Source organism: Arsukibacterium sp. (genome assembly GCF_033721375.1).
Classification (GTDB): Bacteria; Pseudomonadota; Gammaproteobacteria; order Enterobacterales; family Alteromonadaceae; genus Alishewanella.
On record NZ_JAWWAP010000005.1, the window covers coordinates 162,666 to 188,514 of the forward strand.

The following is a 25,849-nucleotide window of genomic DNA, read 5'->3' on the forward strand; positions in this document are numbered from 1 at the left end:
CGGCTATCTAACAATGAACCATTTTAAAGATGCAATTATTACTAATTCAATCTCAGGCAATTATGGTCAAATATAAACTACGGCCACTTAATAGCAATGTTAACAACCATACTACTGTAGCAACAATATTCTGACGAAAGGTATTTCTGTACTCTCCCATGATTGAAGAGTTGACCGCGACCAATAACGACAAACTTATTACCGGTAATAAAATACCATTTGCTACCTGAGCAAACCAGATTATCGCTAATGGCTTTACCCCCGCTGAAGATAAGCCGACACCAATCAGAATTATTGATAACCAGCAGGCTCTGAACTGCTTTGTTGTCAATGGAATTAAGCCATTAAGCGCATAAGCCGCTGCCAGAGGCGCTGTTATTGCAGAGCTTATGCCGGCAGCCAGTAACCCGCCCGCCATTAACCAGACAGCAGCTTCACCTGCTAAAGGTTGTAATGATTGCGCTAAATCAACCGCACTGTTAATGCTGTGCTCCCGGCCGAAAAAAGCCGCTGCAGCAGTAGATAGGATGGCTATCGAAATTAAGCCGCCGAGCGGTATAGCAGTTCGAATATCTGCATCAGACAGCGCCAGCTGTTGCTGTTTGGTCAACGCTGAACTTTGCCATTTACGGGCACTGGCCGCTGCATGCAGAAAAAGTGAATAAGGCACAACTGTTGTGCCTACCAGAGCAATAACGGTTAGTAAAGCGCCATCGGGCAGCACCGGCCTGACTAAGCCCCGGAGTAAAGCCAGATAATCAGGTTTACTTAACAACAGGGTTAGCAGGAAAGCCAGGCTCATTATCAGCACCAGCGCAATTAAGCAACGCTCCAGTATGGCATAATTGCCACGCCACAATATGGCAGTAGCCACCAGGCCAATTAGCAGCGCCCACGGATTTGCCAGCCCGTAATCACGTAGTGCCATTACCGGCCAACTATGTTGCCACAATGCATCGGCACCCATACTGGCACCGCTGATATTACCCCCCTGATAGGCGCTGTTACCTATAACGATGGCTGAGATTATCAGTAACATCAACGGATACCTGAGCCAGGGATTGCTAAAAAAGAGCCGGATATTTTCGCCAAGCCCCTGCCCGGTGACGATCCCCAGCCGGGCGGCCATTTCCTGCAAAACCATGGTGGCAAACACCGAAAATACCAGCGCCCAAAGTAACGCATAACCATAGTTTGCGCCCGCCAGGGAAGCACTGATAACCGTCCCCGGACCTATAAAGGCAGCGGTAACCAGGGTAGCTGGTCCAAAGCTGAAAAAAGGTGTTTTAGTTGTCATAACAGCACTTCATCTGATTAATTTTATTATTCTGACGGTGATAATGCCTGCATAATACCTGCCCAGTCTAGCGGTAAACTTAAAGCAGTCTCGGTCAACCGTTAACGGTTTACTCCTGTCAGCCGGCTGTGCTTTACCGGCATAAGGGTTATACTGCTGTTGAAATACCGTAGTGTCGCAACTTTGCGGAGGTTGTTATTTTAATACAATTCAGACAAAACAAGCGCGCCGGCAGCCTGCTTTGTGCTGTGATCTCGACTGCCCTGGCTGCAGTGTTTTTTACAGTAAGTGCTGACCAAGCTGCCGCCAACAGCCTGCAGTCAGTAACACTGCGTTTTTGTTATGAAGATAAGCAGCTGTTACCTTACTATGCTGGTGACAGCGCAAAAGTTGCAACCTCGCCAGGCGCTGCAATCGAACACTTGCAACAGGCAGCAGCTACTGCCGGTATTTCACTGGCTGTGGTCAGGATGCCCTGGCTGCGCTGCCTGCAGCAACTGGCAGACAATCAGGTTGATGCTTTGGTTGCCGCTCATAGCCCTGAGCGGCAACACTACACCATGTATCCGCGGGACGAGGATGGCCAACCCGATCCGGCCAGAGCCATTAATACTAACGCTCTATGTCTGGCCCATCGCTTTGACACCAATCTGGCGACAAAAATAACTGACCCGGCATCCAGCCTGACGATCGCCAGACCTTATGGCTACAGGCCATTGCCATTTCCTGAGCATGCCGTACTGGTTGGGGCGCACTCGCCGGAGCAGGCGCTGGAGCTGGTTGTATCCGGCCGGGTTGATGCAACGACGGTAACCTGTCAGCTGAATGGTTTAGCAGCTAAGCGCAGGGATATTGATAACTTACCGCTTAAAATACTGCAACCGCCGGTTTATTTCTCGGTTGGCTATCTGATGATTAGTAAGCAGTTCTATCAGGATTATCCGGTACTTACTGAACGGTTATGGCAGGCGTTACCGCAGACTCTGCACCGGGAGCGTTACGTTGAATATCTGGCTTATCCTGAAGGTTTTTAACTTGGATTGGTAAAAGTAGTTTACAAACTTAACAAGAGTATATTGGGATGAGTACCATTTTTAATAGTTTAGCCAGCTTGCTGATAATGCTGACTTTGTTTGCTGTTACAGCCTGTAGTTCAAACGACAATGTTGCAAAGCAAATGCCAGTTGATCCGGTTGTCATTCTTATCTCGCTGGACGGTTTCAGTCAGCAATATCTGGGAAAATACCCGGCCCCGCATATTGAAAAGCTAATGGTAGAAGGTATCGTTGCCAAAGCCATGCAGCCGGCATTTCCCACTAAAACGTTTCCCAATCATTACAGTATCGTCACGGGTTTGTACCCGGGTAATCACGGTATAACTGAGAATAATATTTACGATGCCGATTTTGATGCCATATTCAGAATGAGTAAGCCGGAAGAAGTTACTGATGGCCGCTGGTGGCTGGGCGAACCGGTCTGGGTAACTGCAGAGTTGCAGGGCATTAAAACCGCAACCTTTTTTTATCCCGGTTCTGAAGCTGATATAAAAGGTATCCGGCCCAGCTACTGGCAGGCTTATGACGGTGCTATCAGTAACAGTGAGCGGGTGCAGTCAGTGCTTAGCTGGTTATCATTGCCAAAAGCGGAACGTCCGGCTTTTCTGACGTTGTATTTCAGCACTATTGATGATGCTGGCCATCGTTATGGCCCTGACTCACCGCAGGTAAAAGCAGCGGTGGCTGAAGTTGACAATGCTATTGGCGAGCTGATTGATGGATTGAAACAACGAAAGCTGTTTAATCAGGTCAATCTGATGCTGGTATCTGATCATGGCATGGCAGAAGTACCGCCAGAACAGGTGATTGTCGTAGATAACATGTTTGCTACCAGTCAGGCCGCACTGACACTGTGGACACCGGAAATAGTTTCCATTTTTCCTAAACCCGGGCAGCTGGAGAGTATTTACCAGCAACTGAGTTCTGGCTTACCCGATAGTGCCAAGGTGTATCGTAAGTCGGATTTGCCCGGGCGCTGGCACTACAAACAAAGCAAGCGGGTGGCGCCTTTACTGATAATACCTGAGCCAGGCTGGCGTTTAATGCAGCAAAGTCAGTATCAACGCTGGCAAGCGAAACTGGCTCAGCAATCAGTTACCGGTAGTCATGGCTATGACAACATTGCTCCGCAAATGCAGGCAATATTTATTGGCCATGGCCCGGCTTTTGCCAACGGCAAAACCATTCCGGCCTTCGCCAACATTGAGTTATATAATCTGATGTGTGCAATTTTAGGTATTTCACCTGCAGCCAATGATGGCGATCCTGCCTGGGCCAGTCAGTTGCTGCAACTGAAGCAGCAATAATCAGGCTTAGCCGACAGTACTAAAGCGCTATTGTTAGAAAATTCCGACTATGTAATGGTAAACAGTATTCGTTGTCAGCAGGGATATTTATGAAAAATAACGTATTAGTTAAAGCCGCTATCATTGGTTTAGTTGCCGGAGCACCAGCTTTTGCCGTAGCAAGTTCTGATTTGCAGTTAACCGGGGATATCACCGTATCTGGTCTTTCATCCGGCGGCTACATGGCGGCGCAGTTTCATCTGGCATTTTCTGACAAAGTCAGTGGTGCTGCGATTATTGCCGGCGGCCCGCTGTATTGCGCACAGAATAATCTGGCAACGGCGTTTGCCAATTGTATGGGCAAGCCGGAAAGTAACCCTGATTTAACCGCAATTGAACAGTATCTGACTACCCTTGAGCAGCAACAGCAACTTGCTCCCCGCCAAAATCTGCAGGATGATAAAGTCTGGATCCTGCATGGCAGTGAGGATACGACGGTCCATCCAAACGTAGGTAAAGCGTTGTACAACCAGTATCAACAGTGGCTGCCAGCTAACAGTATCAAGCTGGTATCTGAGCAACCTTTTGCCCATCATTTTCCGACAGACAGCGATAGCGGCACTGCGTGTGATATATCTGAGCCACCGTTCATTGCCAGCTGCAATTATGACGCCGCCGGTGAGCTGCTGCGGCATCTGTTAGGTGACATTAAGCCCAAGGTAGCCAGCACTTCGGGAAGCATCCGGCAGCTGCCTCAAACCCAGGCAGCAAGTCATCTGGCAAAAACCGGCTATGCCTATATTCCAAGCCAATGCGCTGCAGGCGAGCCTTGCCAGCTGCACATTAGTTTTCATGGTTGTAAGCAGCATGCCGCAGTCGTTGATGATGCTTATATTAGTGGCACAGTTTTAAACCACTATGCTGATACTAACAATCTGGTGATCCTGTATCCGCAGGCTGCTCCCAGTGCACTTAACCCGCACGGCTGCTGGGATTGGTGGGGATATAGCACAGAGCACTATATCAGCCGGCAGGCACCGCAGTTACAAGCAGTTATGTCACTAACTGAGCAGCTGACCGGCAAGAACTGATAAAGACGGTAATTCGTTACAACAGCAGCAGTTGCTCCAGGCACTGCTGCTTTATGTTGTAAAACTGTTTAATCGCGGCAATTTGCTGCAGCACAGCACTGTTATCCGGTGGGTTTTTCCGCCGGGTAGCCAGGATCATTTTATTTTTACTGGTATGCTCCAGCGAAATAAATTCAAAGACCTTGGTGTGATAACCGTGAGCTTCCAATAACAACGCCCGTAAACTGTCGGTTACCATTTCAGCTTCCTGACCAAGGTGGATACCATGCACCAACATCGGCGCCATAACGTCTGGCAAGCGGATCTGTGGCCGTATCTCTTTATGACAACAGGGTGAGCACATAATAATGTCAGCGCCGGTGCGGATCCCCATATTAATAGCATAATCGGTGGCGACATCGCAGGCATGCAACGCCACCATGACATTAATACCGCGGGCTTTAAAATGCTTCACGTCCCCCTGTTCAAACTGTAAACCCTCAAGGTTAAGTTCCGTCGCCGTGCTGTTACAGAGATCGACCAGATTCTGGCGCAACTCGACGCCGGTTATCTGTGCCTTCAGGCCAAGGGTATGACAAAAGAAATCGTGCATAGCAAATGTCAGATAAGCTTTACCAGAACCAAAATCTGCCACATGCAACTGCTTCGCCTGCAACAGCCCGCTGTCTTTAACCGCGCCTTGCAGGATTTCAATAAACTTGTTTATTTGCTTCCATTTATTGGCCATCGCGGGAATAAGCTGCCCCTGCTGATCCGTAACACCCAGGGCGCTCAGAAATGGCCGGCTTTGTTCCACAAACCGTTTTTTGTTTCGGTTGTGGCTGGTATCTGGTTGTTGCGTTATCGTGTGTTTTTTACTATTGAGCAGCGCTTTGCCTTTTTTACTGATTGTCAGTTGCACTTCGCTGCTGGAAGTCGATAATTGAGCTGCTTTAAACTGGCCAGCTATCAGCTCAGTCAGCAAATCGAGTGCGTCATGCAGCGGATAATTCCGGGTTTGATGATTGGTCTGGTACTGCCAGACAAAACGCCAGCGTAACTCTGATTTAATCTCAACCGGCCTGATGACCAGACGCTGTAAATCGCTTTGTGGGCCCTGATATTTACTCAGCAGCAGTCGCTGTAAACTGTTGTCTGACATGGCCTGTGCTAACAACGTAATGAAACGCTGCAGCTCAGCATTATTTATGGAAACCGATGAGTCAGATGATGTTGGCAACGATGCAGTCAAACCCTGCTCCTGAAATATTGATAGCGACAGCGGGTTATAATAACATTATCACTGGCTTTCAGGCACTACGGGCTAACATTGTTGGTTGATTTAACGGACTGACCCGGTTGCGTAGCAGTCGCACTACTGAAGTACGCTTAATAATTTTATTTGCCAGGGTTTGCACGTCATCCAGCATTAAACAACAGACACAATCCGCATCTTCAGCAATAACTAATGCCGCCACCCGGCCGCTTGTGCCAACAATACTCACCAGCTCAGCAAGTTGGACCCGGGTGCTAACCTGCTCAGGAAAATACCAGCTTTTATGGGCCTGTAACTGCAAATACTGATAACTAAGCGCATGCAGGCACATTTCCAGTCGTTGTTCGTGGCTTATTGCAAACGTCTCCATGCCTTCCATAAATTGCCAGAACAATTCTGCTTCGGCAATTGAAAAGCTTTGCTGCTCAGGCAACGCTACCAGCTGGCGGGATGTTAAATTTGAGCAGAACTGAGCCTGCTCACTGATATCCAGCAGTAAACGGTCGCGTTGTTGACAGTATGTCCAGCTCCAGCGCTCCGATGGCGTTAACATGGTCAAATCCTTTTCAAACAAGTTATTGAATTATCTTATGGTTTTCATCACTATAGCATGTTGATCAGTGTGTTAAAGATTATTTATTTATAACAATCCCGGATCGCAAACTGATCTTTATAAGCCATTGATGATCGTTTTAACTAAAGCGGGCCCATGATAGATAAAGCCGGTATAAACTTGCACTAAATTGGCACCCGCCGCCAGTTTAGCCTGGGCAGATGCACTGTCGTTAATGCCCCCTACCCCGATAATCGGTAGTTTCGGCCCTACCGCCTGACGTAACTGGCTAACAATGTCTGTGCTTTTCTGCTGAACCGGTAATCCACTCAGGCCGCCAGCTTCGTTCGCATGAACCATGCCCTGCACTAAGGTTCTGTCCAGCGTGGTATTGGTGGCTACAGCGCCATCCATTTTGCTTCTCAATAACGTCTCAGCAACCTGACAAACAGCGGTATTATCCATATCCGGCGCAATTTTAACAAAAACAGGTACGTATTTATCATATTGGGCCTGTAAATCGAGTTGCTCATTTTTAATCGTCTGCAACAAATCGAGTAAGGCATCACCAAACTGCAAATCCCGAAGGCCCGGAGTATTCGGCGATGAAATGTTTACCGTGATATAGCTGGCATGGGGATAGACCTTGCGCATACAGCTGACATAATCATCCTTGCCCCGCTCATTAGAGGTATCTTTGTTTTTACCGATATTAATACCAAGTACACCTTTATAACTGGCGTTTTTCACATTGTGCACCAGATAATCTACGCCTTTATTATTAAAACCCATCCGGTTAATAATGGCCTCAGCTTGAGGCAGGCGGAAAATCCGCGGTTTTTCATTGCCGTCCTGCGGCCGGGGTGTGACGGTTCCTACTTCGATAAAACCAAAACCCATCTGACCAAAGGCATCAATACAATCAGCGTTTTTATCAAGGCCGGCAGCAAGCCCCAGCGGATTTTCAAAGCGGATCCCGGCTACAGTAACCGGTTTAGTGGCCACTTGCTGGCGCCAGAGCATCGAGGCAGGTGTATGGGCTAATCGCTTCAGACTGCCCAGTGCCAGATTATGAGCCCGCTCGGCGTCACAGCTAAACATCAGTTTTTTTGCTAGAGAGTAAAACATAAGTGCCTTAATAAAAAATACCCCGGTAGAAACCGGGGTATTGTAACCATTGTCGACGCTTATTTCAGCATTAAACTGACTGGCTTAACAACATCAGTTCACGCATTGCTACTGAGAATTTAGCAAACTCATGGCTCTTGGTCGTTTTAAATTCGGCCAGCATTAAACGCCAGCGCTCAACCAGGATCTGGTGCTGACTAAGCCAGCTGTCAATCACATCGTCAGCTGCACAGGCTTTACCACAACTACGGACAACCACTGCTGTCAGTGAACGTTGCTGCCAGTCCAGCTCTTCGCGATATGAAGCCCGGGCCAATGCCTGCCAGTGATTGGCCACCGGCTGCTGAGTGATTTGCTCCAGGAACCAGTGTAAATCAAGCCGGTCACCCAGTTTAAAGTAAATTTCAGCAACCATCGCCAGTGACGTACCCTGATTATCACTGACCTGAGCGATATCCATCACTGAAAATACGGTACTTAACTGGGTTAAATAACGGGCAATATCAGCCGGTATACCTTTATCAATCAGGCCCTGTTCGTTTTCACGCAGCTGCGCCAATTCGGCTTCAGCCAGATAGCTTGCTAAATCACGGGAAATAGCCTGGTAAGCCGGCTTGAAGAAATCGACGGTTTGCTGAATGTCCATAGTTTTATTGCGATGGCGAATAAACCAACGGGTTGCCCGGCGCATTGTCCGTCTTAACTGGAACAATAAGCGATTCTGCAGCGATGCTGCTATTTGATTGTCCAGCTGTTCCAGTTGTTTCCAGACAGCAGATAAGTCAAATAAATCGCGGGCAATGGCATAACACATCGCTACTTCGCCGATATTGGCACCGGTTTCTTCCAGCATCCGCTGGGCGAAATTTGGCCCCATTTCATTGACCAGCATGTTGGCGAGTTTAGTGGCAATAATTTCTGCTTTTAGCGGATGCGTTTCCATCTCTTTGGCATATTGCTTCTGCAACAGCTCTGGGAAGGCGGTGAACAATTGCCGCTTAAAGTAGGCATTCTCATAAATCTCTGGCAATACCAACCGCTCTTTCAGAACCATCTTGCCGTATGCTGTTAAAATAGCCAGTTCAGGTCGGGTCAGGCCAATACCCTTCACCATCCGCTCTGCCAGCTCATCATCTGTTGGCAGGAATTCAAGTTCACGGTTAAGTTTGCCGTCCTTCTCCAGCACATGAATAAAACGGGTATATTCTTTTATCTGCTCTGAACCTAGCAATGACGACAGGGTAATGCTCTGAGTTTGCCGGTAGCACTCTTTCAGCACCAGTGCAGCAACATCGTCAGTCATATCATTCAGTAATTTATTCCGCTGTTTCAGGGTTAAATCGCCACTTTGCACCAGTGCATTGAGCAGAATTTTGATATTAACTTCATTATCTGAACAGGTAACGCCACCCACGTTATCAACAAAGTCGGTGTTAATCCGGCCACCATTGGCCGCAAATTCAATCCGGCCACGTTGGGTAGCACCAAGGTTACCCCCTTCACCAAATATTTTGGCCTTTAAGTCTTTACCATTAATCCGCAGCGGCTCTGAGCCACGATCCCCTACTTCAGCATGGCTTTCGGTCGTCGCTTTAACATAGGTACCAATACCGCCGTTCCAAATCAGGTCGACCGGCATCATCAGACATTCGCGGATCAGCTCGTTCGGCGTCATACTGGCTTTGGTGGTACCCAGCATCTCTTTCATTTGCGGCGATAACTTAATGGATTTAGCGCTGCGGGCAAAAATACCGCCACCTTCTGATATCAGAGATTTGTCGTAATCATCCCAGGTAGAAGTAGGCAGATTAAACAAGCGTTCCCGCTCGACATAGCTGGTGGCGGCGTCCGGGTTCGGGTCTACAAAGATGTGCATATGGTTAAATGCCACCTGCAAGCGGATATGCTTAGATAACAGCATGCCGTTGCCAAACACATCTCCGGCCATATCACCGATACCAACACAGGTAAAATCTGTGGTCTGGCAATCAATGCCTGTTTCCCGGAAATGGCGTTTTACAGCTTCCCAGCCGCCCCGGGCAGTAATGCCCATTTTCTTATGGTCATAGCCATTAGAGCCACCCGATGCAAAAGCATCACCCAGCCAGAAACCGTATTCTTCAGAAATACCGTTGGAAATATCTGAGAACGTAGCAGTACCTTTGTCCGCTGCAACCACCAGATAAGGATCATCTTCATCTAACCGGCTGACATTTGCAGGGGGCACTATATTGCCCTGAACAATGTTATCGGTAATATCCAGCAAACCACGAATAAAGGTGCGGTAACATGCTTTACCCTCAGCAATGAAGGCATCACGGCCACCGGTTTCCGGCAGTTTTTTACAAACAAAACCACCCTTGGCACCTGATGGTACTATGACGGTATTTTTTACCTGCTGGGCTTTTACCAGGCCCAACACTTCAGTACGGAAATCTTCACGACGGTCAGACCAGCGTAAACCACCGCGCGCTACTTTACCGAAACGCAGATGTACCCCTTCAACCCGCGGCGAATAGACGAAAATTTCATACATTGGCAGCGGTAGCGGAATATCAGGAATTAAGTCAGGCTTAATTTTAAAGGAGATATACGGCTTGTCTGTGCCGTCAGCAGCAGGCTGATAGTAATTGGTCCGCAGTGTCGCGTTTATCATATAAACAAAACGACGGATAATCCGGTCATCGTCCAGGTTAGCCACGTTTTCAAGCTGGGCATTGATTTGCTCTTCCAGCTTCTCAATAACCTTAGCCGTAGCTTTGGAAGATGGCGCAAATTTTTTATCAAATAACTGCACCAGTAACCCGGCCAGATCGGGATAACGGGTAAAGGTACTTTCTACATAACTCTGACTGAAAGTTCCACCAATCTGTCTCTTATATTTGGCATACGCGCGGATAATTGACGCCTGACGACCCGATAAACCCGCACCTAAAATTAACCGGTTAAAACCGTCATCTTCCAGCTGGCCGCCCCAGACTTTGGCAAACGATAACTGAAAACTTTGCTGCGCTTCAGCAAAATCCAGTGGCACTTCACCGTTCAGCTCCATTGAGAAGTTTAAGATCCAACTGACACCGCCATCCGGAGATTTCACTGCGTACGGCGTTTCACCAATTACCCGCAGACCGAAATTTTCCAGCATTGGCAAAACGTCTGACAAATGAATGGGATGGTCTTTATGGAACAGGTTTAAGCGCACCGCTTTGCTGTCTTTACTTTCTTCCTGCGGCCGGTAAAACAGCATTTCTAACTTGTTGTCATCGTTTAACGATTCAAGTTTACCAATATCTACCAGGGCATCGCTTGGCAGCATTTCTTCTTTATAGGCACGGGGGAAACTATTAACATATTTACGGCCGAGCTCCCGACCTCTGGCTTCACCGTACACACCGGTTAATGCCGTTTCTAACTTGTCTTCCCAGGTACGGGCTGCTTCAACCAGATTGCGTTCAATATCTTTCACTTTATACTCGACATGGCTATCAGTGATCCGCACCAGATAATGGGTACGGGCCAACACAGATTCTGAAAAATAAGTAGTAAATTCTACCGGCTCGTCGGTGCCCAGTGCCCGTTGCAAAATAGCCTGGGTTTCTTTGCGTAGCTGCGTGTTATAACGCTCACGAGGCACGTACACCATTGCCGTAACAAACCGGCCAAAGGCATCTTTACGCATAAATAAACGGGTCATATCCCGTTCCTGCATTTGCAGCACCCCCATCGCAACGTGTAACAGTTCGTCAGCACTGGCCTGGATCAGTTCATCACGCGGATAGGTTTCAAGTATATTTAACAGTGCTTTGTAGGCATGGGTGCCAGTAGCGAACTCCGACATTGCCATAACCCGGGCCAGCTTACTTTTAAGTAAGGGAATATCAGCAGCGCTGTTATTGTAAAGCGACGAGGAGTACAGACCGATAAACCGGTGTTCGCCAACCACTTTACCATCTTTGTCAAATTGCTTAACCCCGACATAGTCGATATAAGCTGGCCGGTGGACTCTGGATTTATTGTTCGTTTTCGTCAGCACCAGTACGGTTGGGCTTAATGCCTGCTTGCGACCCGCATCGGGCAGTTCAGACAACATTAAATCGCGGGACTCAGAGCGACGCATTAATCCAAGTGAACTGGCATCAACGCCGGCAATTTTATAATCCCCTTTAACCGGGGTCATTTTATATTCACGATAGCCAAGTAAGGTGAAATTGTCTTTGGCCAGCCAGTTAAGAAAATCGGTTGTTTCTTTAATTTCATCAGCAGCGGCTTTACCACCTTGCTTGGCAAAAGTCTTTGTCACATCCAGCAGTTTCTGGCGAATTGGCTGCCAGTCCTGCACGGCAAGTGACACATCTTCCATCACTGAATGCAATTCAGATTTTAATGCCTTAATCGTCGCTTCATCGGTGATCCGATCTATTTCAATATGAAAAACCGTTTGCTGGGTACTCGAACTGGCTTTACTGCCCAGTTTATAGAAATCGGTAATATTACCGGTTTTATCGCGCTGGGTTTGCAGCGGATAATGCAACAATAAATGCGCGGCAATACTGTGCCGGCTTAATGCCATCCGCACGGAGTCGACCAGAAATGGCATATCCTGAACCACTATTTCAACAATAGTGTGTTTGGACTCCCAGCCATGCCGGGAAATTTCGGGGTTGTACACCCGGATCCGCGCTTCGGGCTCAGCATGCTGGTTAAAAGTCTGCCATAAACTTAATGCGGCACCGTACAGATCACTGTCGTTGCGGCCAACTAAATCTTCATTAGACATATTGCCAAAAAGGGTATAAGCAAATTTTTCTACCAGCTCAGGCTGATCTTTTACTTTTTGTTTTATCAGTTTGCTTACGTTTTGTAGTAGTACAGAGGGATGACCGTCTATCAGTGCCATTATTGTATCCTTTTTCAGAGCACAGCTTTACAGCTGGATCTACCTAACATACAAGGTCTTGTCTGCTGCGCAGTGTAGTGACTATTGTAGCGCTTTTGAAGCACTATTTCTGGCTTTTATGCTGGTTAAACCAGTGGTTTCTAAGGCTTTTGACAACTTATTCAGTTGGCTTAAATAGAAAATGGCCTTTCGGCCATTTTCGTGTTTAAACATGCAGAAATAAATTTCTGTAGTTAACGATTATTCCGCCATAAAACAGCGGCTAATGCCGGAAGTACCACTATTGCCCCCAGCATGTTGACCAAAAACATAAAGGTTAGCAGAATTCCCATATCTACCTGGAACTTTAACGCTGAAAATACCCAGGTACTTACGCCTATCGCCAGAGTAATGCCGGTAAACAGCACTGCACTGCCCCGCTCTTTCAGGGCTTCAAAATAGGCCTGACGCAGCGGCATACCATCGCGTAGTAACTGACTCATACTGGACAGAATATAGATACCATAATCGACACCAATACCGACGCCAAGGGCAATAACCGGCAAGGTTGATACTGTTAAGCCAATTTGTAGTTTCGTCATCAGCGCCATTGCCAATACCGAGACCACATACAATGGCACCACAACTGCGATGGTTGCCCGAAGGGAACGGAAGCTCAGTAAACACAGTACTATTACAGCACCATAGACATACCACATCATCGGTTGCTGAGCAGCTGCTACGGCTTCATTGGTAGCAGCCATTACCCCGGCAGGACCTGAAGCCAGCTTAAATTGGGTTTGCTCGTCGCCAAGCTCCGCCCCATACTTTTTCGCAGCACTGACAACGCGCTCAATGGTTTCAGCTTTGTGATCTTCCAGAAAAATCATCACCGGCATCACTGAGCAGTCAGCATTAAGTAACCCGGTACTGGTTTCGACTCTGGATGTGGCCTGCACCAACGACTGGGTATTACGCGGCAGTACCCGCCATTTCTGATTGCCTTCGTTGTAAGCTGCGTTAATGGTTTTCGACACTGACGCCAGCGATACTGCAGACTGTACGCCGGAAACGTTTTCCATTAACCACTGAAACTGGTCAATCCGATCCATAATGTCATGCTCAGTACAGGCACTGGGCACTGTTTCAACCATAATATTGATGTAATCAACTGAGATAGCAAAGCTGTCAGTAATTAACGCAGTATCAAGATTGTAACGCGAGTCTTCATGCAACGACGGTGCACCTTCGTGCAAATCGCCAATTTTAAGCTGCTGACTCTGCCAGTAACCAGCGGCAAATAAGATGGCCGTTATTACCAGAATGCCGTAAGCAAAACGTTTGGTGGCGAAAGCCGACATCGCATACCAGAATTTTTCTGCTTTGACTGAGGGCGCCGCGACCCGTGCTTTGTAAGCTGCGCTGAATTTAACATAGGACATCAACACAGGCAGCAAAACCAGATTGGTTAAAATAATCACCGCCACCCCTAAGCTGGCAGTAATGGCTAATTCACGGATAACACCAATTTCGATGATCAGTAAGGTTAAAAAGCCGACGGTATCTGATAATAGTGCAACACCACCCGGTACCAGCAATTTCCGAAAACTGGACTCAGCAGCGGTTTTAGCATCCATACCGGCAGCAACCCGCTTACCGGTGGAGTTAATCATCTGCACCCCGTGACTCACCCCAATCGCAAATACCAGAAACGGCACCAGAATTGACATCGGGTCAATGCCAAAGCCCAGTATAGTCAGTAAACCCATTTGCCAGACAACTGCGATCAGAGAACAGGCTATCGGCAGTACAGTCAGCATGACCGACTTGGAGAAGAAATAAACCATCAACGCAGTAACGCCAATGGCCACCAGGAAAAATAACACTACGCCTTTGGCGCCGTCTGCCACATCACCAACCATTTTAGCGAAGCCAATAATATGCAGGCTGATTTGTTCACTTTGATATTTGGCCCGGATATTCTGCTCCAGTGCGGCCGCAAATTCCAGCGTATCAACGGCCTCTCCTGTCTCAGAGTCAATTTCAAGCAACTGCGCTGTTATCATTGCACAACTGTAGTCGTCAGCTACCATCCGGCCGACTATCCCGGCTTTTTCAATATTTTCTTTAACTTTGTTAAGGCCGCGTTTATCGGCAACAAAATCGGCGGGTATCACAGGACCACCGGCAAAGCCGTCTTCAACAACTTCAATAAAACGGGTACTGGGGCTGAAGATCGATTTAACTAATACCCGATTAATACCCGGGGTATAAAGCACTTCATCATGTACCTGCCGAAAGGTTTCAAAAAAGGTCGGGTTAAAAATATCACCACTGGCATCACACACCGCAATCAGAATATTGTTGGCACCGCCAAAATCGTCAGCATGTTCCAGATAAGTCTGCATATATTCATGTTGCAATGGGATATTTTTGGTGAAAGCAGCATCAAGCTTTATATCGGTTGCTTTTATCAGTAAACCAACCGTAACCAGTAAAAACATAACCAGCACTGCGAAGCGGTGACGGAACAACGCAAACTCAATTTTATTAACCAGCGAATTTACACTCATATTATTCAGACTTATCCAGTTTTAATACTTTAATGCCAACTTCAGTAACCAGCAGCAGTGAGCCATTCTGAACCACACCATTTAAAATGGCTTTGCCATCAGCTTGTGACCGCTCAGTAAAGCTAAGGCCATCGTCATTGCTGTAAAACAGCGAGCCGGCATTACCCGCCAGGTAGATGTTACCCTGTGTGTCACTAAATACACTGTTCAGGGTTGCTGACTCGCTGAGTTCAATCTGTTGCCAGCTTTGACCATTATCTTCGCTGCGAAACACATTCCCCCGTAAACCTACTGCCAATAAGCTCATATCAGCGGTACGATGCAAGTCAAACAGTGACCCGTTGTAAAACTCTTCCATACGTTGCCAGCTGTCACCAAAGTCACTGCTTTTAGCAATAAAGCCCGCTTCACCAACCATATATAAGGTATTGCCATCAACAAAAAGTCGGTTAAAGTGCGGCAAAATAGAGCTTAGTTCGGCGCGATAAATTTCCGGGTCGGATTGCTGCAGATCCAGCAGATACTCTTTGTCGTCTTCAGCAGCCAGTTCAATAAATAACGCCTGCTCCCAACTGCTACCACCATCAGTGGTTTTATAAAACAAACCATATGCGCCCACAGCAATACCAAACTGAGCATCCCTGAAATAGACATCAAGCAGCGGTTTGTCCTCTTGCGGTAAGAACTGCTGCAGCTGCCAGCTTGTGCCGCCATCACGGGTAGCGAGAATGACGGCATCATGTCCGACAGCCCAACCCCGCATTTCATCTACAAAATAGACGGCGGTAAGCATACTTTGTACGGGCACTGCGGCCTGTTGCCACTCATTGCCATTTGTGCTTAGCAGAATGTGGCCGCGCTCTCCGACAGCTACAAAAAAATCATTGTTGACCTGCTGCACATCGGTTAACAAAGACTTGTCAGCGAGCGGCATGATGTACGCTGCCTTAGCCTCGTCTACAGAATTAACGTCAGCCTGGATGTCAAATGGAATGCCGGTTAGCAACAAACAAGCGCAGGCCTGGAAAAGTTTATTAAACATAGGCAGCGTAACTACTCTTTTAATTCATTGAATACATAGATTGCTATCCGGATAAGGTTACAGACAGCAATCGCTACTAAAAAAAACGGCCGGCTAATGCCAGCCGTTTAACCAACGATGTTACTTAACGGGTGCCCTCGCGACGCAGTGCCGCAGGGGTGAAATCATTGTCAGACAGACTAACTGAAAAGTCATACATTCTGTCTTCATTATCCAGACCGATAGCAATATAACGGCGTGAATTCAGATCATGATACACTTCCAGCGTACTCCAGTGGGTTGGTACTTCATAATAGTTCAAGCCATGCGCCACCGCTACCCGATACATGTCACCGCGGTTGTCGTACAGGTCAGCAACGTGGATCTGCCAGCTGTCTTCATCGATATAAAATACCCGCTTACCATAAACATGGCGGGTGCCATCTTTCAGCGTTGCTTCAACTACCCAGACCCGATGCTTTTCCCAACGTACATAATCGGGGTTAATATGACCGGCCATCAGAATGTCGTCATACTTTGCTTCTTTGCTATGCAGTTTATAATCGTTATAAGCGATATACATTTCCTGCTTGCCTTTCAGCTCCCAGTTATAACGATCTGGTGAACCGTTAAACATATCAAAATCATCGGTGGTCCGCAGGCCATCAGACGCCGTACCCGGCGCGTCATAGGCTACGTTTGGTGCACGACGCACCCGACGCTGGCCGGTATTATAAGTCCAGGCCTGACGCGGTGTTGCCACCTGGTCCATCGTTTCATGAACTAACAGTGCAGTACCTGCAAGCCGGGCCGGTGAGGTTACACTTTGTTTAAAGCGGAACAGGATATTTTCCGCCTCTAACGCATCAGCTGTCGCATCCGGGTGAGAGTATTTAAACATGATCTGCTCATCAAAACCGATTACGGTATAAGCTCCGTTCGATGTCGGTGCAGCCTGACCACCATTACGGCTGGCTGCCACACCACGGTAACGTACGATGTGGTTCCAAACCGCTTCCAGGCCATTGGCCGGAATAGGAAATGGAATACCAATTGCAGCGTTAATTAAACCGTTACCGCCCTGCACCAATTCAGCCTCAGTGGCAATCTTTTTAGTTGCATCATAAAAGTACTGTGGATATGACGCACTACGACGGGTCGGATAAACATTCATCTTGAAGGTATCAGGATAAATATCAAATAGCTGCATCATTCCCGGGCTTAAAAACTGCCGGTGTTCTGCGACGTTTGACTTGTCTATCGTTAGGACAATTTCGTCTGATGCAAATGGATCAGGATGATGATCGCCAGCAGTGTAACCCGCTGGTGCACTGGTAATACCGCCGGTCCAGGCTGGAATACTACCATCAGCATTGCCTGCTTTTTCAGCACCAACCGGCGTTAAATCGTTACCTAATCTGGCAGCTTGTTCGGCGCTGATTTTTGCCAGGGCGCTGCAACTGAATACCAGTGCAATAGCTGAAGATAATAGGGTGAGTTTTTTCATAATCGGCTCTCGTCCCTTAAATAGAGTATTTAATATTAAAAGATACAAAATCACGGTCGGCTACGTTATTGGTAGTCCCTACACCGCCCCAGAACCAATTGTAAGATAGTTCAGCTGACCACTTGCTTAAGTAGTCAAAGCTTACAGCGTAGGCTGCTGATTTTCTGTCTTCAACAAACATAAACAATGGGTCGGGTGTAATACCGTTGACATCATGCGAAAAAACGATCCGCTGTGACATATTTACCCCGGCAAAAACGTTGTTATAGTCTGCTTTTGCCAATATACGGTAGCCCCAGGCTGATGCCGTAGGGAACGGGTTGGTTTCCGGACCATCTGATAAACCGGTATGCAGGCCTTGTGAAGGACCATTCACCCCAGTCAGTGGCGCGCCGCTACGATCAGTACCCGGTCCATTTAACCGCAGTACATCTTGCGAAGGCATGTCCTGGATTTGGATACCACCGACTTCGGCCAGCATGGTGAAGTTGTCAGCAGCAAGCCAGGCAGTTGGGCCAAACAAATGCGTAAACGTCATCTGAGCCTGCAGGGTATCACGTAAAATATAGCCCTGCGCCGGATCACCCGGTTGAACCTTAACTCCAATTTCCCGGCCAATCTGTGAAATACCGGCTAAGTCAGGTCGAATTCCGGCATTTGCCAGCTGCTCAGGCATACCAGCATACAGAATTTCAACATCGTCAATTTGCAGCGGATCATCCTGACGGTAAGCAATTTCACCAGCAACTGAGGTTGTGCCAACAGTGGTGTTGAAGCTAAAACCATAAAGCTTGATATCTTCTGGATATTCCAGCTTGCCCTTAGAGAACGCCAGTAAATTATCGACATTATCAGCTGTTAAATTGCCAGCCTGCTGGGCTAAATAACCAATATCCTGCTGGATAGCAGCGCTTCTGAAATCAGAGGCAACCCCAGAGATTACTGGTACCCGGCTGTGATAGTTCATGTAGTACAGGGCAAATTCAGTATCGTTTAAGTCAGGTGAAAAATACTCAATTTTCAAACCATACTGGCCACCGTCTTCCGGCTCAATCCGGCCATCAGTACCCGTTGGACGCAGGGCAACTTTGGTTGGATATGCCAGATAAAGCTGAGCTGCAGTTGCGGGATCCAATTGACCGGCAGCCACTGCCGAGCCAATGCCATTTAAGTTTTGCAACAAATACGCCAGGTCAATATCCGGGTTACCGGCAAAACCTAACTGAATATTCTGAGCATAGCCGCCCCGGCCGGCAAAATCGTTAGTCGAGAAGTAAGTGCCCGGAGGTGGCAGATAGCTCTCCTGCCAGGAGTACTGATAGAACATCTCAGTTGACAGGTTTTCGGTCCAGCCGACAGATAATGTTACCATTCCTGTCGGAATAAAGGCTTCTTTCAAATCTGCACCGGGAGCCCGCAAAATGCCGACATCTACCGGTGTAATATTAATACCATGTGGAATAAAGGTACTTTCACCCCAGCTTAGCACCTGATTACCCACCCGAACCGTAACCGGGTTCATGCCATCATTAAACGAGAAGTTGCCGTAAAGATACGCATCTAAAACCCTGAAATCCTTACAGGCAAGTTCTCTGGATTCTTTATCTGCACAAGGGTCAACCTGCTGACCGCTCAGTGGATTGCTATAGGCGAAATCACCATCATTCAGGGCAAAGTCGTAAAAATACATAAAACGGCCAAAAAAGCCGAGATTGTTATTGGTAATCGATAATTCATGCAGGCCTTTAAACAGACTGGAGAACATATCACCACGGTCGAAGTTTAGATTACCGGCATCACCGTTACTTGAATAGGCGCCGGGCTGAGCCCAGATATCCGCTGGTTGATAAATGACATTAGTGGCCGCGTTATAGCCTGTCCAGTCGAAACGTGGGTGATTTACTTTAGAAATTGTATCCCAGTTCCGCCCTTCAGTACGAACACTGGCGCCATACGAAAAGGTTGAGTCGAATACAACCTGGAAATTGCCAACGTCAAAGGTTGCAGCTTTAGCAGGCACAACGGACAGTGCCAGTAATGCAGATGCAACCCCCAAGGCTAACGGACTTTTATAAAAAGTATTAGGCCTTCTATTCATCTTGTGATCTCCCCCCTGTCCCTGCAGGTATGTTTTGTGTCTTTTTAATTATTATGCTGAACCAACTGCTCGGAGCTCAGCTTGCATCACGGAAATAATTACATCATTTTAGGGTGTTAGCAAGGCTTCTCCTTGCGTAAATCTGTTGATTTTTATTCAATTTTTACATATTGCTGCGTCTGCTTCAGCAGATAAATGAGTTTTCAGTTTAACCAACGGTTTAACCTTACAACTACCTCGCCATAAGCTAATGAAATTAAAGGTCAAACCAGATGAAACTGCAAGGCTTTGTTTTAATCTATCGTTTAAAGTAATAACTCTAATTAATTTGTTCCAGCCCGGCAAAAGCACCGTTTTCCGTCAGGGTCAGTCTGAATCGCCCCCGCAGTCCCAGTGCTGAAAAATAGGGTTGGAAATGCTTCAGCCCCAGTTGGATCCTTTCACCGGAATCTGCAGTAACCACGACATAACGAATGCTGCCCTGATAATAAAGCAAGCATTTCTCCCGGGACAGAAAGGCACTGAACAGGTATTGACGTTTCATGACAAGCTTTTCGAAATTTTCTCGTAAAGATCATTACTTAGGTTAGGCGTGGTGGCCAGTTGTTTTAACTCTGCCAGCATATGGCTGCGACGTTGGTCTTTAAAGCGTTGCCAGGCGAGTAACGGCGTAACCAGCCGCGCGGCTACTTGCGGGTTGATCGGGTCCATCCTGGCCACTACCTCTGCCAGCGTGCGGTAACCCTGACCGTCAGCGCGATGAAATTGTTCAGGGTTACGCATACTAAAGGCACCGTATAACGCCCTGACCCGGTTTGGATTTTTCCAGCTAAACAACGGATGCATACTGAGTTTAGTTAAATGAGTAAATACCGCACTGCCTGGATCGCATGCCATTAATGAGAAGTACTTATCCATTACCTGAATATCATGCTGCCATTTACTGGCAAAATCAGCAGCAAACTCAGAAAAGACCGGTAACGCAGCGTACTGTGCTGCAAAAAGTGCAGCAAGCGTATCGGTCATATTATCAGCATTGTGATAATGCCCGCTCAGTTGCTCAGCACCTTGCTCAGTAAGCGCCAGATAGCTCAGGCAACGGTTTCGTAGTGCGCGAACGCCGACATCGTGCTCAGTGTACTGATAGGGCCCGGCGGTTACTGCCTGATAACAGCGCAGCCAGTCATGTTGCAACACTTGCGCTAACTGCCGTTTAATCGAACGCAAACCACTAATAATCGCATCTACCGGAATATGCTCGTATTGTTCTGCTAACGTGTCAAAGTCAGGCAGGGATAATAGCTCTGCGGTCAGCGCCCTATCGGCCAATGGCTGCTGCAACCAGTGGCGCATGACCTGCAGCAGTGTATCAGGCAGCTCAAGCGGCGAAGCTGGCTGCTCTGCTATTTGCCGGACAAGGTTTGACCAGAATACCTGCATCGCATCCCAGCGGGCAAAACCATTGCTGGCCTGCTCTGCAATCAGCAGTAATTGAGGCAACTGATAATCCTGCTGTAATTTCACCGGTGCAGAGAAGTTCTCCCAAACCACAACCGGTTCACTGCCAATATCCTCAAAAGTAAATTGCCCGGTCAGCTGACTGAGCATAATAAGATGTTGCAGATTAACCTGACCATCCTGGCTCAGCAGCTGCACCTGCAGCGGGATAAGCAGTGCCTGCTTGTCCGGTTGGTTGGCAGTCGGTGTATGTTGCTGACAGATTTCAAGATGCAAAGTACGCTTATTACTGTCATAGCGTTGATTAATAGTGACAACCGGGGTGCCAGCCTGACTGTACCATAAGCGGAATTGCTGCAAATCAACCTTGTTTGCATCTTCCATTGCGCTGACAAAATCATCACAGGTTACGGCCTGGCCATCATGGCGTTGCAGATAACAGGCTAAGCCGCGGTTAAATCCGGGTGTGCCAAGAATAGTCTGCAGCATCCTGATCACTTCTGCCCCTTTGTCATATACGGTAACAGTATAGAAGTTATTCATCTCCAGCACGTGCTCAGGCCGGATCGGGTGCGCCATAGGCCCGGCATCCTCAGCAAACTGGGCGGTGCGGATTAACTTTACCGCATCAATCCGGTTTAAAGTAGCTGAGCCCATATCGGCACTGAATTCCTGATCCCGGAAAACGGTCAGCCCTTCTTTCAGACTCAGTTGAAACCAGTCGCGGCAGGTTACGCGGTTTCCGGTCCAGTTGTGAAAATATTCATGGCCAATGATAGACTCTATATTAAAGTAATCTTTATCTGTGGCACTGCTATCGTCTGCCAGCACATATTTGCTGTTAAATACGTTCAGCCCTTTATTCTCCATAGCGCCCATATTGAAGAAATCGACGGCTACAACCATATAGACATCCAAGTCATACTCAAGATTATATCGGCTTTCGTCCCAGCGCATCGCCCGCTTAAGTGCCGCCATGGCAAACTGACCTTTTGCCAGCTGCCCCGGTTCAACAAACAATTGCAAGCTTACTTCCCGGCCACTTTGGGTGGTAAAACTGTCGGTCAGACAATCGAAGTTACCGGCAACCAGAGCAAATAAGTAACAGGGCTTCGCAAAGGGATCATGCCAGCTCACCTTGCATTTGCCATCAGCTAACTGTGTAGTCGCGATATTGTTACCGTTGGCCAGCAGATAAGGGTATTGTTGCTGATCAGCGATAATGTGAGTGGTGTAGACCGTTAATACATCCGGACGGTCGGGAAAGTACATGATCCGGCGAAAGCCCTCGGCTTCACATTGGGTACAAAAGACATCATCTGCCAGGTATAAACCTTCCAGCGCGGTATTAGCACCCGGATTAATCAGGGTCACAATCTGCAGACTAAATTCCGCAGGCAGGTTGGCAATAATCAGCTGCTCTTCTGTCAGTTGATAATGCTCTGGTAGTAATTCGACGCCATCAACAGCAATATTCTGCAAGTCTAACTGCTGGCCATCCAGCACCAGAGGCACGTTGTCACTGCAACGTTTAACCTGCATCACTGCAGTTACCCGGGTAGCTTCAGCTGCTAACTCAAAGGTCAGCTCAATTTCCGGAATTAAAAAATCCGGTTGCCGGTAATCGGCTAAACGCCGGCTATTGCGTGCTGAATTACTACTCATACTTGCTCCCTGGAACGGCTTAGATACTTTGATATTCAGGATAAAAAGCCTGACAATACTCAGGCCAGTAATATGTTATTAATTTTTGACTGTCTGGGCTGGCTGTATGCCGGACGGTGGTGCCAATCGTAGGATCTTAACCCCCAGATAGGCATAAATTATAGACAACAGCGGATTAATTAAGTTAAAGAATGCATAGAAAGCGTAGTCAAGCGGACTGACGCCGAGTACACCATGCATATAAGCACCGCAGGTATTCCACGGTATTAACGGGCTGGTGATCGTACCGCCATCTTCCAGTGACCGTGATAAATTGACCGGCGCCAGGCCACGGCGCTCATACTCTTCTTTAAACATCCGGCCGGGCATTACAATCGACATATACTGATCTGCCGTCAGTAAATTAGTCACAAAACACGTGGCTATAGTACTGGTAATCAGGGAACCGGTGCTGCGGGCGAAGAATAAAATAGACTGAACAAATTTACGCAACAAACCAATTTTTTCAATAGTGGCACCAAACATCATGGCACAGAACACCAGCCAGATGGTATTGAGCATGCTGGCCATGCCGCCACCGCTTAGTAAGTCATTTAAATTACTATCGCCGGTCTCTATGGTAAAACCCGCATAAAACGTATGCCAGACCAGCTTGAAAACACCAACGAAAGCTGGCAGCGAGTCATCGACCAGTTGCGCCAGCAATTCCTGCTGGAAAAATACAGCCCAAACTGCTCCAAGCAATGCACCAATAAACACGGTTGGAAATGCCGGTACTTTCTTTATGGCCATTGCCAGTAATACCAGCAACGGCACCAGAGATACCAGACTGATCGCAAAGTGCTGCTGCAATACTGTGCTGATTTGCTCAATCCGGGCAAAGTCAGCAGCAATATCGGTATTAAAACCAATAATAGTAAACAGAATTAACGCCAGGATATAGCTTGGTACTGTGGTCCACAGCATATGCCGGATATGTTCAAACAATTCTGCGCCGGCTACTGCCGGCGCCAGATTAGTTGTTTCACTCAAAGGTGACAGTTTATCGCCAAAATAAGCGCCCGATACTATGGCGCCGGCAGTGATCGCAGGCGATAGCCCCAGACCCGAGGCGACACCAATCAGCGCCACACCTATGGTCGCCGCTGTGGTCCAGGAGCTACCAATACTCATTGCCACGATACCGCATAATAAGCAACTGGCCGCATAAAACCAGCTTGGGTTTAACAACTGTAAGCCATAATAAATTAAAGTCGGCACGGTACCGGATAACATCCAGGTGCCAATTAACGCCCCAACTGACAGCAATATCAGCACAGCACCAAGCGATAAAGAAATACCGTTAACCATGGCCTGTTCCATCACCTGCCATTTGTAACCGTTTTTCAGACCAACTATCACCGCTACTGCCGTGGCAACAAACAAAGCAATCTGGTTTGGCCCATAAGAAGAATCACTACCAAACAGATAAACCGATGCTGACAACAAAATGATCAGCACAATAAGCGGCAAGGCAGCATCCAGAAAACTGGGATGTTTTTCAGTCATTAATATTGCTCCAGGAGGCAAAGGCGCCTGCAGCGCCTTCTGTTGTTATTATTGATGGATGGTCTTTGTTGTCACTTACAGCGACCGATAAAACATCAGCAAAATAATTACCGGGCAGACAAACCTGACATACCAGGGCCAGATCCGCCAGAACCAGCTGTGTGCGGCGCCTGCATCACCTTTTTTAAGTTCAGCCAGAATATTATCCCGATGCCACACCCAGCCGGCAAAAATACAAAGCATCAAGCCAAGTAGTGGCTGGCTGTAGCGTGTGGTCAGGGCAATAACCAAACCAAACAAGGTTTCAAAGTTAAGCAGAATAACTACACTGAGCGAAAAAATAATAGCGGCAATCAGCCAGACCGCTTTATGACGACTAACCCTACGGTTTTCAACAACGTATGAAACCGGTACCTCGAGCATAGAAATAGAGGATGTCAGCGCTGCTATCGACATCAGCAGAAAAAACGCACAGGCAACGATAAGCCCGACTGAGCCCATTGACGTAAACAACGACGGCAGTACCGTAAAGATCAGGGTATCTTCAGCCAGTAGCTGACCATTGGCAGCAAAAATCTCAACGCCGTTATGCAAGGCAACATACATGGCCGGAATAATCAGTAAACCAGCCAGTACCGCCACACCGATATCAACCAGAGCGACAGCCGCACCTAACCGGGGCAGATTTTCTTTATGACTGACGTAGGAGCCATAAATTAACATGGTGCCGACGCCCAGCGACATCGAGAAAAAGGCCTGCCCCATAGCGCTAATCAGTAAATTGGGGTTAAGCGCTTCGCTGAAGTCGGGTAGTAAGTAGACTTTCAACCCCTCTAACGCCCCATCCTGAGTCATAACATAGCCAAACAGCAGTAACATCAGCGCAAACAGAGTCGGCATTAACCGTACTGACCAACGTTCAATACCATTAACCACCCCGCCACCGACAATACCTACCGTCAGCAGCATAAACAGACCACAAAATAAAATATTACGTGAGAGTGATGAAGATATAAGCCAGCTCGCCAGCTGGTCAAAACCGGCTAAACTGGCCAGGGCCTCCAGGGTATACGACAGCATCCAGCCGCCGACAATACCGTAGAACGCTAAAATAAGTGAAACTGTAACGATACCCCAGATCCCAACGACCCTGCCTGCCGGTCCACGGGATATTTTTCCTAGCGCATCCACCACGTTTGATTCTGTTGCCCGACCAATCAACAATTCCGCCATCAGTACCGGGTAAGCCAGCACAAAAGCCAGAATCAGATACATCAGTACAAAAGCCGCACCGCCATTACTGGCAACCTGAGACGGAAAGCCCCAGACATTCCCTAAACCTACTGCCGAACCAGAAGCGGCCAGAATAAACCCCAGCCTTGATGAAAATACACCCCGTGTTGTCATAGTAAACCTTTATAATTATTATTTATTTGGC

At 47.7% G+C, this 25,849-nt stretch carries 16 protein-coding genes; 3 read left to right on the forward strand and 13 right to left on the reverse strand.

The window, feature by feature from the left end; translation table 11 throughout:
- Positions 1-52: 52 nt before the first annotated feature.
- The gene (locus R3187_RS09280; protein WP_318966507.1) at positions 53-1,297 is read right to left on the reverse strand and encodes an Nramp family divalent metal transporter; all 1,245 of its coding nucleotides are present in this window, start codon (positions 1,295-1,297) and stop codon (positions 53-55) included.
- A gap of 248 nt (positions 1,298-1,545) precedes the next feature.
- Here R3187_RS09280 and R3187_RS09285 point away from each other — a divergent pair, with 248 nt between their 5' ends.
- The 3 genes from R3187_RS09285 to R3187_RS09295 all read left to right on the forward strand — a co-directional run bounded on the left by R3187_RS09285 (position 1,546) and on the right by R3187_RS09295 (position 4,729).
- On the forward strand, positions 1,546-2,331 hold the full coding sequence (locus tag R3187_RS09285; RefSeq protein ID WP_318966508.1) for an amino acid ABC transporter: 786 nt from the start codon (positions 1,546-1,548) through the stop codon (positions 2,329-2,331).
- Positions 2,332-2,378: 47 nt separating this feature from the next.
- Complete coding sequence (locus tag R3187_RS09290) at positions 2,379-3,659, forward strand: ectonucleotide pyrophosphatase/phosphodiesterase (RefSeq protein ID WP_318966510.1); 1,281 nt, start codon at positions 2,379-2,381, stop codon at positions 3,657-3,659.
- 89 nt (positions 3,660-3,748) lie between these two features.
- Entirely contained in the window at positions 3,749-4,729 is a 981-nt protein-coding gene (locus tag R3187_RS09295; protein ID WP_318966512.1) for a PHB depolymerase family esterase, read from the forward strand.
- A 16-nt stretch (positions 4,730-4,745) separates the two neighbouring features.
- On the opposite strand, the gene R3187_RS09300 is transcribed toward R3187_RS09295, so the two are convergent.
- From R3187_RS09300 to R3187_RS09355, 12 genes are all read right to left on the reverse strand, one after another.
- Positions 4,746-5,960 (reverse strand): SAM-dependent methyltransferase, encoded by a 1,215-nt coding sequence (locus tag R3187_RS09300; protein ID WP_318966513.1) that lies wholly within the window; start codon positions 5,958-5,960, stop codon positions 4,746-4,748.
- A gap of 58 nt (positions 5,961-6,018) precedes the next feature.
- Positions 6,019-6,537, reverse strand: coding sequence for a cell division protein ZapC domain-containing protein (locus R3187_RS09305; RefSeq protein WP_318966514.1), 519 nt, complete (start codon positions 6,535-6,537; stop codon positions 6,019-6,021).
- Between the two features lie 117 nt (positions 6,538-6,654).
- The gene (gene pyrD, locus R3187_RS09310) at positions 6,655-7,665 is read right to left on the reverse strand and encodes a quinone-dependent dihydroorotate dehydrogenase (protein ID WP_318966515.1); all 1,011 of its coding nucleotides are present in this window, start codon (positions 7,663-7,665) and stop codon (positions 6,655-6,657) included.
- Positions 7,666-7,735: 70 nt separating this feature from the next.
- A complete protein-coding gene (locus R3187_RS09315) occupies positions 7,736-12,562 on the reverse strand; it encodes an NAD-glutamate dehydrogenase (protein WP_318966517.1) in 4,827 nt (1,608 codons plus the stop codon).
- A 233-nt stretch (positions 12,563-12,795) separates the two neighbouring features.
- Positions 12,796-15,114, reverse strand: a complete 2,319-nt coding sequence (locus R3187_RS09320; protein ID WP_318966518.1) for an efflux RND transporter permease subunit — start codon at positions 15,112-15,114, stop codon at positions 12,796-12,798.
- Between the two features lies 1 nt (position 15,115).
- Positions 15,116-16,156 (reverse strand): WD40/YVTN/BNR-like repeat-containing protein, encoded by a 1,041-nt coding sequence (locus R3187_RS09325; protein WP_318966519.1) that lies wholly within the window; start codon positions 16,154-16,156, stop codon positions 15,116-15,118.
- 124 nt (positions 16,157-16,280) lie between these two features.
- Positions 16,281-17,642 carry a DUF1329 domain-containing protein gene (locus R3187_RS09330; RefSeq protein ID WP_318966521.1) on the reverse strand — a complete coding sequence of 454 codons (1,362 nt, stop codon included), beginning with the start codon at positions 17,640-17,642 and terminating at the stop codon, positions 16,281-16,283.
- A 16-nt stretch (positions 17,643-17,658) separates the two neighbouring features.
- Entirely contained in the window at positions 17,659-19,740 is a 2,082-nt protein-coding gene (locus tag R3187_RS09335) for a DUF1302 domain-containing protein (protein ID WP_318966522.1), read from the reverse strand.
- 319 nt (positions 19,741-20,059) lie between these two features.
- On the reverse strand, positions 20,060-20,284 hold the full coding sequence (locus R3187_RS09340; protein WP_318966524.1) for a DUF2835 family protein: 225 nt from the start codon (positions 20,282-20,284) through the stop codon (positions 20,060-20,062).
- Positions 20,281-22,863, reverse strand: a complete 2,583-nt coding sequence (gene pepN, locus R3187_RS09345; RefSeq protein WP_318966525.1) for an aminopeptidase N — start codon at positions 22,861-22,863, stop codon at positions 20,281-20,283. Before pepN ends, R3187_RS09340 begins: the two co-directional genes overlap by 4 nt.
- Positions 22,864-22,941: 78 nt before the next feature.
- Positions 22,942-24,411, reverse strand: coding sequence for a Na+/H+ antiporter NhaC (gene nhaC / locus R3187_RS09350; protein WP_318966526.1), 1,470 nt, complete (start codon positions 24,409-24,411; stop codon positions 22,942-22,944).
- A 75-nt stretch (positions 24,412-24,486) separates the two neighbouring features.
- Complete coding sequence (locus R3187_RS09355) at positions 24,487-25,818, reverse strand: sodium-dependent transporter (protein ID WP_318966527.1); 1,332 nt, start codon at positions 25,816-25,818, stop codon at positions 24,487-24,489.
- Positions 25,819-25,849: the final 31 nt, after the last annotated feature.